Raw genomic sequence first — 10,089 nt, forward strand, 5'->3', positions numbered from 1 at the left:
CACGGCGACAGCAGGGTGATGGTGGTGGTGTGTTTGGAGACAGCCAGTTTACCAGCACCCTGTCTGTCAACTTCCACTTTCCCAGGATCCCGCGAAGAACCTTTTTTTTGGCCGTTCCCCTCTGGTGCGTTGCTGCATTTTCAATCATTTTTAGTGGTCGTCGTCTGCGTCTTTGGTCGCAGAGACGGGGCGGGAGTGTGGTGATAATCTGGCCACTCACACGGGGCGAGCTTGTTAATACGGGCGAAAACGTGTAGTTTTTTGCCTTCTCAAGAATTGAATAACCAATCAACTAGGAGCGTGTATGCGCATTGTTCTGTTGGGAGCTCCGGGCGCCGGCAAGGGTACCCAGGCTCAGTTCATCATGGAAAAACACGGTATTCCGCAGATCTCCACCGGCGACATGCTGCGTGCGGCGATCAAGGCGGGTACCGAGCTGGGCCTCAAGGCCAAAGCCGTGATGGACGCAGGTCAGCTCGTCTCCGACGACATCATCATCGGCCTGGTCAAAGAACGCATCGCGCAACCGGATTGCGCCAACGGCTTCCTGCTGGACGGCTTCCCCCGCACCATTCCCCAGGCGCAAGCCATGAAGGATGCCGGTGTGACCGTGGACTTCGTGCTGGAATTCGACGTGCCGGACGAAGAGATCGTCAAGCGCATGAGCGGCCGCCGCGTGCACTCCGGCTCCGGCCGTACCTACCACGTGGTGTTCAACCCGCCGAAAGTGGAAGGCAAGGATGACGTGACCGGCGAGGATCTGGTGATCCGTGCCGACGACGAAGAGACCACAGTGCGCAAGCGTCTGGATGTCTACCATCAGCAGACCGCGCCGCTCATCGGTTTCTACGGCAAGGAAGCGGAAGCGGGCAACACCCGTTACGTCAAGATCGACGGCACCCAGCCGGTGGATCTGGTCAGCCAGCAACTGGCCGCCATTCTCGGTTAAGCCATTCAGGGCCGGCAGGACGCAGCCGTTCGCCGGCTGGCTACGAGAGTGAGAAAAGGGTCCATACCGGGCCCTTTCTTGCATTCCATTCCCACGACACAGAACGACAGGATGCTAACGTGACCACGAAAACCGGGATCTTGCTGGTCAATCTGGGTACCCCGGCCGCGCCGACCACGGCGGCGGTCAAGGCGTTTCTCAGCCAGTTTCTGCACGATCAGCGGGTCGTCGACCTGCCGCGCTACCTCTGGTGCCCCCTGCTTCACTTCATCATCCTGCCGACCCGCTCCCCCAAGGTGGCCAAGCTCTATCAGCAGGTATGGACCGAGCAGGGCTCCCCCCTGATGGTCATCAGCCAGCAGCAGCGCGCGGCCCTGGAGCACGAGCTCAAGCGGGAAGGGGTCGAGGTGCCGGTGGCGCTCGCCATGACCTATGGCGCCCCGTCGCTGGCCGATGGCTGGCAGGCCCTCAAGGCCCAGGGGGTCAACCGGGTGATCCTGCTGCCGCTCTATCCCCAGTATTCGGTCAGTACCACCGCCTCGGTGTTCGACGCCTGGGCCAGGGCGATGAAAACCGAGCGCAATCTGCCGGTGGTGCGGCTCATCCGCGATTACCATGCCCACCCGGAGTACATCCAGGCGCTGGCCATGAGCGTGCGTCGCCACTGGGAGCAGCACGGCCAGGGGGAGCATCTGCTGATGTCCTTCCACGGCATTCCCGAGCGCTACGAGCGGGAAGGGGATCCTTATGGTCATCAGTGCAGGCGCACCGCCGCCCTGCTGGCGGAGGCGCTGGGGCTGGCCCCGGAGCAGTGGACCGCGAGCTTCCAGTCCCGCTTTGGCAAGGAGGAGTGGCTCAAGCCCTACACGGACCTGACCGTGGGCGAATTGCCCTCTCGCGGCGTCAAGCGGCTCGATGTCATCTGCCCGGCCTTCTCGGCGGATTGCCTCGAGACCCTGGAGGAGATCCAGGTGCAGAACCGGGAGATCTTCATGGCCGCCGGTGGCGAGCAGTTTGAATACATCCCAGCCCTCAACAGCGATCAGGCCCATATCCGAATGATGGTTTCCCTCATCTGTCGCGAGCTGGCATGATGACCGTTCTCATCCGGTGCCCGACGTGGCGGACGTTCGGATTCAACGATAAAGGAGTGTCCTGATGATGCATATCACGCTGATTTACGCCGGCCTGCTCGGGCTCTTGTTTCTGCTGCTCTCCTTCTGGGTGGTCAAGCGCCGCGCCCAGTTCAGGGTGATGATAGGGGAGGGGGAAGCCCCCGAGATGCTGGCCGCGATCCGCGCCCACGGCAACTTTGCCGAGTACGTGCCCCTCACCCTGCTGCTGATGGCCCTGTGCGAACTGGCGGGGGTCGGGGCGCTCTGGTTGCACCTGGGCGGTGTGCTGCTGCTGGTGGGTCGCATCCTGCATGCCATCGGCATCCAGATCCCCAGGGCTCCCAACATGCCGCGCCTCTTCGGCACCCTCTTCTTCTGGCTGTCGCTGGGGATTTTCTCGGTGCTGGGCCTGGTGCAGGGGCTCTCGGCAAGCTGAATGTCATCCCGCAACACCACCCCGCCACGGGGTGGTTTTTTGTGGCAGACAAGTCAAACGTTTTCCTCGCAAACCCTTGTCTATACTGACCTCAAAATTCAATCGTGCGACTTTTCGGCGTGGTGGATTGTGTTAAAATCCCGCCCCTCTTTTCCCCAGAGCACAGAAGATTGCCATGAAATTTCCCGGTCAGCGCAAGTCCAAACACTACTTCCCGGTCGACAGACGTGATCCCCTGATCCCGCAGAACTCCCAGCTCACCGAACTGGGCAAGGCCTATGTAGTGGGCATCGATCAGACTCTGGTGGATATCGAAGCCCATGTGGACGAAGACTTCCTGAACCGGTACGGCCTGAGCAAGGGCCACTCCATGCTCATCTCCGACGAGGTGGCGGAGCTGGTCTACGACGAGCTCAAGGCCAACAACATGGTGGTGAGCGAATTTGCCGGCGGCACCATCGGCAACACCATGCACAACTACTCCGTGCTGGCGGACTCCCACTCCATCCTGCTTGGCGTCATGAGCCAGGACATCCGCATCGGCAGCTATGCCTACCGCTATCTGTGCAACACCTCCTCCCGGGTCAACCTCGACTACCTGCAGCCGGTGGACGGCCCGGTCGGGCGCTGCTTCACCTTCATCACCGAAGGGGGAGAGCGCAGCTTTGGCATCAACGCCGGCAAGATGGATCACCTGGATGTGGACCACATCCCCGAGACCATCATCAAGGAGGCCTCGGCCCTGGTGATCACCGCCTACCTGGTGCGCGGCGCCGACGGCACGCCCATGAAGGAGGCCGCCATGGCCGCGGTGCGCTATGCCCGCGAGGCCGGGGTGCCCGTGGTGCTGACCCTGGGCACCCGCTTCGTCATCGACGAGAATCCCCAGTGGTGGCGCGATTTCATCAGCGAGAACGTGACTGTGCTCGCCATGAACGAGGACGAGGCGGAGGCCCTGACCGGGATAAAGGATCCCCTCGGCGCGGCCGACAAGGCGCTGGACTGGGCGGACATGGTGCTCTGCACCGCAGGTCCGGTGGGGCTCTACATGGCGAGTTACACCGACGAGGACTACAAGCGCGAGACCACCCACACCCTGCTGCCCGGCGTCATCCCCGAGTTCAACATGTACGAGTTCAGCCGTCCCATGGCCCGGGACAAGTGCCGCAAGCCTGCGCGTATCTACTCCCACATCTCCCCCTACATGGGCGGCCCGGAGAAGATCAAGAACACCAACGGGGCAGGGGACGGGGCGCTGTCCGCCGTGCTGCACGACATGGTGGCGAACGCCTACCACCGCATGAACGTGCCGAACTCCGCCAAGCATCTCTCGGAATTCCTGACCTACTCCTCTCTGGCCCAGGTGTGCAAGTACGCCAACCGGGTGAGCTACGAGGTGCTGGCCCAGAGCAGCCCGCGCCTCTCCCGCGGGTTGCCGGAGAAGGAAGACAGCCTGGAAGAGGTGTACTGGGAGCGGTGATACCTCTTCCTGTCGACCACGAGAAAGGGTGCCACTGGGCACCCTTTCTTGTTTTTGGGGCTGGATCATGTTTTTGGCATCGCTTTTGCTGACATCGTGGACAGCCCGCGTCGCGGCGGCATACCTTGTGTTAAGGATATGTAGCTGCTGCGGGGCGAGGGTATGTTGAGACAATGGAGTATCGGTCGGCGTCTGTCGCTGGTGACCCTGATGGTGCTGGCGCTGCTGGGACTGCTGCTGTTCTTCTGCCTGCAGATCTATCAGCAGGGGCTGATGGGTGAGAAGAGCCGCCAGACCCAGGCCCAGGTGGAGACCGCCTACAGCCTGGTGGCGGGGCTGGAAGCCAGGGTGCGCAAGGGGGAGCTGGACGAGGCGAGCGCCAAGGCCGAGGCGCTGGCGCTGATCAAGGGGTTGCGTTACGGCAACGATGACTACTTCTGGATCAACGACAGCCACCCCACCATGGTGATGCACCCCATGAAACCCGAGCTGGACGGCAAGGATCTCTCCGGGGTGGAGGACAAGCAGGGGCTCAGGCTGTTCGTCGCCTTCGCCGATCTGGCCCGGGCCCAGGGCGCGGGGGAGGTGGCCTACTACTGGCCCAAGCCGGGGGTGGACGAACCGGTACGCAAGATCTCCTACATCAAGCGCTTCGCCCCCTGGGACTGGATCATCGGCACCGGCGTCTATGTGGACGACGTCGAGGCCCAGTACCGGGAGGTGCTGCACACCCTGCTGGGGATCGGGCTGGTGCTGGCCCTCCTGCTGTTTGCCGTGGTCGGCCTCATTGTGCGCAGCATCGTCGTGCCCCTCTCCCGCTCGGTCTCGGCCCTTGGCAACATCGCCAGGGGGGAGGGGGATCTGCGGGTACGTCTGCCGGAGTCGGGGCGTGACGAGCTGAGCCAGCTCAGCATCAACTTCAACCTCTTCGCCAGCCAGATGGCGCAGCTGGTGGCCCGCAGCCAGCAGATAGCGGATCAGAACCGGGTGCATGCCCACCAGCTGGCCGAGGTGGTGGAGCGTACCGGCGCCATCGTCACCGGCCAGGAGCAGGATACCCTGCGGGTGGCCAGCGCCATGGAGCAGATGACGGTGAGCAGCCGCGAAGTGGGCCAGCACGCGGCCCAGGCCGCCGACGCGGCGGATTCGGCCCTCAATCTGGCCCAGCATGGCCGCGAGGTGGTGGTCCAGACCCGGGAGTCCATCAGCCAGTTGGCGGACGAGATGGTGGAGACGGTACAGGCGGTGAGCCGCCTTGAGCAGGAGACTCAGCAGATTGGCTCCGTGCTCGACGTCATTCGCGGGGTAGCGGAGCAGACCAACCTGCTGGCCCTCAACGCCGCCATTGAAGCGGCACGGGCCGGGGAGCAGGGGCGCGGCTTTGCGGTGGTCGCCGATGAGGTGCGTACCCTGGCGACCCGCACCCACAGCTCCACCGACGAGATCCGGCAGATGATCCAGCGGCTGCAGGAGGGGGCCGGCAAGGTGGTCAGCGGCATCAGCCAGTTGCAGCAGCTCTCCCGCGCGACGGCGGACAGGGCCGGCGATGCGGATGTCGCCATCAATGCCATCGATGGATCCGTCCACACCATTACTGCCATGAATGGGCAGATTGCCACGGCGGCGGCGGAGCAGAGCCGGGCGGCGGAGGAGATCAACCAGCGGCTGGTGGCCATCACCCAGCTGGCGGCGGATGCCCTGGCCCAGAACCGGCTGACCGAGCAGGCATCCGGGCAACTGGCGCTGGCCTGCGACGAGCTGGGGGCCCTGGTGGCGAAATATCGCATCTGACGGCCTTTATCCCCGCTTTTTCGGGATAAGGCTTGAGTCTGGGGGGCTTTTGGGACACCATCTGCCCCATTCTCGGCCAGCCCTGGCCGACAGCCTGCCATTGCTTTGCAAGAGAGAGACCCCATGAGCAAACTAACTGACAATCTTGACGCCAATTTCCAGCTGTTCATCGAAGAAGTCCGCGAGTCGGGTCAGGTGTGGGGTCTGCGCTACGGTGAAGACTGGGTGGTGTGCCGCTCCGCCGAGTTCGAAGATGCGGACGTGATGCCGCTCTGGTCCGCCGAAGGAGATGCCCGCCTGCACTGCGTGGACGAGTGGGCGGATTACGAGCCGGAAGTGATCGAGCTCGAAGAGTTCCTGGACATCTGGATCAACGATCTGGACGAGGATGACGTGCTGGTCGGCCCGAACTGGAACGCCGATCTGGAAGGTCAGGAGCTCGAGCCCATCGAGCTGGCCAAGGCGCTGGTGGAACTGGACGCCTGAGTCAGCCGACCTGCCGGATTGTGATGAACCGGCCCCCTTCGGGGGGCCGGTTTTTTTATGGCCGCCATGGGCCATGAAAAGGTGATTTGCCTTTGCACCCGTCCCGGGGATGGGTCATCATCAACCCTTTGCCGATCGGGAGGTGCCATGTTTGTCTTTGACGTGACCACGAAGGCGGGGGCGCAGGGGAGGATCCAGGTACAGGCGCTGGACTGGAGCCAGAGCGGCCCGGTGAGCTTTCAGTGTGACAGCGACGAGCTGGCCCTGGTGCTGCTGAGCGGGTGCCGCTGCGATGCCGTGGGGTACTTCAATCTACTGGGGGGCTGCAAGCCGCTCTACGTGGAGCAGTGGCTCACCTATTTGCAGGAGCGTGGCCAGCTGGAGAAGGTCACGGCCCGCCAGGAGAGCCCGTCCCAACCCGATTACCTGACCCGGGCCGGGCTGGCGGATGACGAGCTCAATGCCCTGCTCGGCCAGATCTACAAGGTGGCCGGGTTCAACCGCCTGCAGATCAACCGCTACCTCAAGCATCGCCACAACCCGACCATGCTGGCGACCCGTTACGATCAGAAGGAGCTGGAGCGTTATCGCCAGCTCAACGACATCATTCTGACCCTGTTGAAGCTGAAACCGTCTCCGTGAAGATCCCCATCTGACCGATCTCCGGCCCCAGCTCTTGGGGTCGGGCGATGAGGTAGCCCTGCAAGCCGTCCACATACATGCTCTGCAGCATCTGCTTCTGGCCTATCTGTTCCACCCCTTCCGCGATCACCAGGCAGCCCATGCGATGGGAGACGTCGACGATCATCCGCACGAACTGCTGATTGGTGAGATCCTGCTCCAGCTCGGTGATGAGACCGGGGTCCAGCTTGATGTAGTCGGGTTTGAGCTCGCGAAACAGGCTGAAGGAGCCGATCCCCTTGCCGAAGTTGCAGATGGCCGAGCGGCTGCCGTGGCGCCTGAGCAGCTCGAACAGCCGCCTGGACCCGGTCAGGTTGCGCTCCAGGTGCTCCTCGTCGAGCTCGAACACCAGGTTGGCCCCGATGTCGGGGTCTTTTTGCAACTGGTGATCCAGCCAGATGAGAAAGGCGCTGTTTTGCAGCAGGGAGCCCGGCAGGTTGAGACCCCATCGGCTGTTGTGGCCTCCGAAGGCGCGGTATTGGCGGATGACGTGGCGGATCACCATCTGGGTCAGGCGCAGTACCATGTCCAGCCGCTGCGCCATGGCGAGCAGGGTATCACTTGGCAGCACGGTGCCGTCGCTGCTGCAAAAGCGGGGATAGATCTCGTGATAGGCGAGCATGCCGCGATGCAGGGGCTGGATAGGCTGGCAGGTGAAGCTGATGCTCTCCTGCTCCAGCAGATCGGTCAGCACCTGGGTCCAGTGACGCTGACCCTGCACCTCGACCACCTCGTCGTTCTGCTGGATGGCCCAGCCATTGACCACCTCTGTCTGGGCACGGGCCAGCGCGAGATCCGCCCGGGCCAGAATGGCCTCTATCTTCTGCTCGCTGCTCAGGCGGGTCATGCCCGAGTAGGCGGCACTCTCGAGCTCGTGATCGTGCTGATAGCGATCGAAGGCGAGCTTCAGATCCCGTCCCAGCAGATGGGGCGGGATCTGGGCCAGGGGGGGCAGCAGGACGGCAAAATCGGCCCCCGAGATGCGATAGACCCGGTGGCCCGGGAAGCGGCTGACGGTGTGGCTGATGAGGGCGGCGATGTCCCGGATGTAGGCATCCCCGGACTGGAAGCCGCGCTGGGCGTTGAGGGTCCCGAGCTCGGTGGCGCGGATGAGCACCAGGATGGCGGTCTGGGTGTTTTCCTGTTGCAGCAGCTCGGTCAGATCGCGCCGGAAGGCGTGGCGGTTGCCAAGGCCCGTCATCTCGTCCCGGGTCGCCTGATTGTGCAATTCGGTGATCTGGCGGTGGGCATCGATCTCGGCCTCATTGAAGGACGCAAGGAGCTGGCGCAGAGCCGTTTGTGCCTGTACGCTGTCGAGCATGGCGGGATCCCGCTGCTGCAGCGCCAGCAGCCAGCGTTGCTCCTGCCTTGTCTTTTCCCCACGGCGCACGCTGTGGGTGAGAAAGAGCAGCAGGGCGAATCCCGTCAGGGTGGTCATCAGGACCAGCAGCAGGGTGAGCGGTGAGGCGGGGGGGGCGAGCAGCACTCCCTGCAACAGCAGCATGGGAATGCAGACCAGTGCGCTGACCAGCAGCAGGTTTCCCTCATGTTTATTCAACATCGTTTCATCCTTGATGATGTTCATGATGTAGAAATTCTAACCAAGTCGCTGGCGCAAAACATGAGTACTCACGCAACTCCACGATAAAGCGCCGACGGAATGCAACTAAATGTGAGTGAAAACACTTTCATGGTCTGTAAAAAAAGCGAAGATGGGTTGAAAACAGCCCCAACAGAGCAGAGGTAGATATGTTGCTAGAACCCGTAGACACCGCCAAAGCACGGCAACTATTGAATCAGAGTATGGCCTTGGTGCTCGCAGGGGGACGGGGCAGCCGCCTGAAGCAGTTGACCGATAACCGCGCCAAGCCCGCCGTCCACTTTGGCGGCAAATTCCGTATCATCGACTTCGTGCTCTCCAACTGCATCAACTCCGGCATCCGCCGGGTGGGTGTGGTGACCCAGTACAAGTCCCACAGTCTGTTGCGTCACCTGCAATCGGGCTGGTCTTTCCTGCGCTACCAGATGAACGAGTTCATCGACTTGCTGCCCGCCCAGCAGCGGGTGGACGAGGTGCACTGGTATCGCGGCACCGCAGACGCCATCTACCAGAACGTCGACATCATCCGTGACTACGGTCCCAAGTACATCGTGGTGCTGGCGGGGGATCACATCTACAAGATGGACTACGCCGCCATGCTGCTGGATCACGTGCGCCTCGGCGCCAAGGTGACGGTGGCCTGTATCGAGGTACCACGCTGCGAGGCATCGGCCTTCGGCGTGATGGACATCGACGAGCAACGCAAGATCCGCGCCTTCGTGGAGAAACCGGCCAATCCGCCCGCCATGCCGGGCTGCGAGGATCGCTCGCTGGCCTCCATGGGCATCTACATCTTCGAGGCGGAGTACCTCTACCAGTTGCTGGAAGAGGACATCCACAACCAGGAGTCCAAGCACGACTTCGGCATGGACGTGATCCCGCGCATCGTGGGAGAGGGCAAGGCCTTTGCCCACCCGTTCAACATGTCCTGTGTCGGGGCCAAGGAGGGGCAAAAACCCTACTGGCGCGACGTGGGGACCCTGGATTCGTTCTGGGAGGCGAACATGGACCTTGCCTCCGTGGTGCCCGAGCTCGACATCTATGACGAGAACTGGCCCATCTGGACCAGCCAGAACATGTCGCCACCGGCCAAGTTCGTACAGGACAGAAACGGCCAGCACGGCATGACCATCAACTCCATGTTCGCGGGGGGCTCCATCGTGAGCGGCTCCTTCGTGCTCAACTCGGTGCTGTTCACCAACGTGCGGTTGCACTCCTTCTGTACCCTGGATCAGGCGGTGATCTTCCCCGGGGTCGAGATCGGGGCTGGTTGCCGCTTGCGCCGGGTGGTGGTGGACAAGGGGTGCCAGCTGCCAGACGGCCTGGTGGTGGGGGAGAACGCGGACGAGGATGCACGCCGCTTCTACCGCTCCGAGCAGGGCATCGTGCTGGTGACCAAGCCGATGCTAGCCAAGCTCGGCTAACTTCGTCGACACAGACAAAAAAAGGTTCATCGCGGCTTTCCGGGGAAGGCCGCCTTGATTTTCAGAAAAAAGTATTCTGAGTCCCTAAATCCATATGCCATGCGCTTTATCACTTTGATCTTGTTGT

The 10,089-nt window shown here is 62.4% G+C and carries 11 protein-coding genes; 9 read left to right on the forward strand and 2 right to left on the reverse strand.

Going from position 1 to position 10,089, the window contains the following annotated elements; all coding sequences use genetic code 11:
* The 8 genes from PG883_RS21270 to PG883_RS21305 form a co-directional block, all read left to right on the forward strand.
* Window positions 1-204 (forward strand): hypothetical protein (locus PG883_RS21270; RefSeq protein ID WP_270808063.1); only part of this gene is annotated, 204 nt, incomplete at its 5' end.
* Window positions 205-304: 100 nt separating this feature from the next.
* Window positions 305-949 carry an adenylate kinase gene (gene adk / locus PG883_RS21275; protein ID WP_010674422.1) on the forward strand — a complete coding sequence of 215 codons (645 nt, stop codon included), beginning with the start codon at window positions 305-307 and terminating at the stop codon, window positions 947-949.
* A 119-nt stretch (window positions 950-1,068) separates the two neighbouring features.
* A complete protein-coding gene (gene hemH, locus PG883_RS21280) occupies window positions 1,069-2,043 on the forward strand; it encodes a ferrochelatase (RefSeq protein WP_042017278.1) in 975 nt (324 codons plus the stop codon).
* A gap of 64 nt (window positions 2,044-2,107) precedes the next feature.
* The gene (locus PG883_RS21285) at window positions 2,108-2,500 is read left to right on the forward strand and encodes an MAPEG family protein (protein ID WP_052815270.1); all 393 of its coding nucleotides are present in this window, start codon (window positions 2,108-2,110) and stop codon (window positions 2,498-2,500) included.
* 175 nt (window positions 2,501-2,675) lie between these two features.
* A complete protein-coding gene (locus tag PG883_RS21290; protein ID WP_052815269.1) occupies window positions 2,676-3,980 on the forward strand; it encodes an inosine/guanosine kinase in 1,305 nt (434 codons plus the stop codon).
* A gap of 162 nt (window positions 3,981-4,142) precedes the next feature.
* Window positions 4,143-5,771: a methyl-accepting chemotaxis protein gene (locus PG883_RS21295; protein ID WP_039038910.1), complete on the forward strand. Its 1,629-nt coding sequence runs from the start codon at window positions 4,143-4,145 to the stop codon at window positions 5,769-5,771.
* A gap of 123 nt (window positions 5,772-5,894) precedes the next feature.
* Entirely contained in the window at window positions 5,895-6,257 is a 363-nt protein-coding gene (locus PG883_RS21300) for a DUF2750 domain-containing protein (RefSeq protein ID WP_010674427.1), read from the forward strand.
* A gap of 147 nt (window positions 6,258-6,404) precedes the next feature.
* Complete coding sequence (locus tag PG883_RS21305) at window positions 6,405-6,899, forward strand: hypothetical protein (protein WP_010674428.1); 495 nt, start codon at window positions 6,405-6,407, stop codon at window positions 6,897-6,899.
* Here PG883_RS21305 and PG883_RS21310 read toward each other — a convergent pair.
* Complete coding sequence (locus tag PG883_RS21310; protein ID WP_052815268.1) at window positions 6,862-8,499, reverse strand: EAL domain-containing protein; 1,638 nt, start codon at window positions 8,497-8,499, stop codon at window positions 6,862-6,864. The genes PG883_RS21305 and PG883_RS21310 overlap by 38 nt on opposite strands.
* A gap of 188 nt (window positions 8,500-8,687) precedes the next feature.
* On the opposite strand from PG883_RS21310, the gene glgC reads away from it, so the two are divergent.
* A complete protein-coding gene (gene glgC, locus PG883_RS21315) occupies window positions 8,688-9,962 on the forward strand; it encodes a glucose-1-phosphate adenylyltransferase (RefSeq protein ID WP_052815267.1) in 1,275 nt (424 codons plus the stop codon).
* Window positions 9,963-9,988: 26 nt separating this feature from the next.
* On the opposite strand, the gene PG883_RS21320 is transcribed toward glgC, so the two are convergent.
* On the reverse strand, window positions 9,989-10,089 hold a 101-nt coding region (locus PG883_RS21320; RefSeq protein ID WP_167576793.1), incomplete at its 5' end, for a transposase.

The organism is Aeromonas sp. QDB25 (assembly GCF_027707725.1).
GTDB lineage: Bacteria > Pseudomonadota > Gammaproteobacteria > Enterobacterales > Aeromonadaceae > Aeromonas > Aeromonas caviae.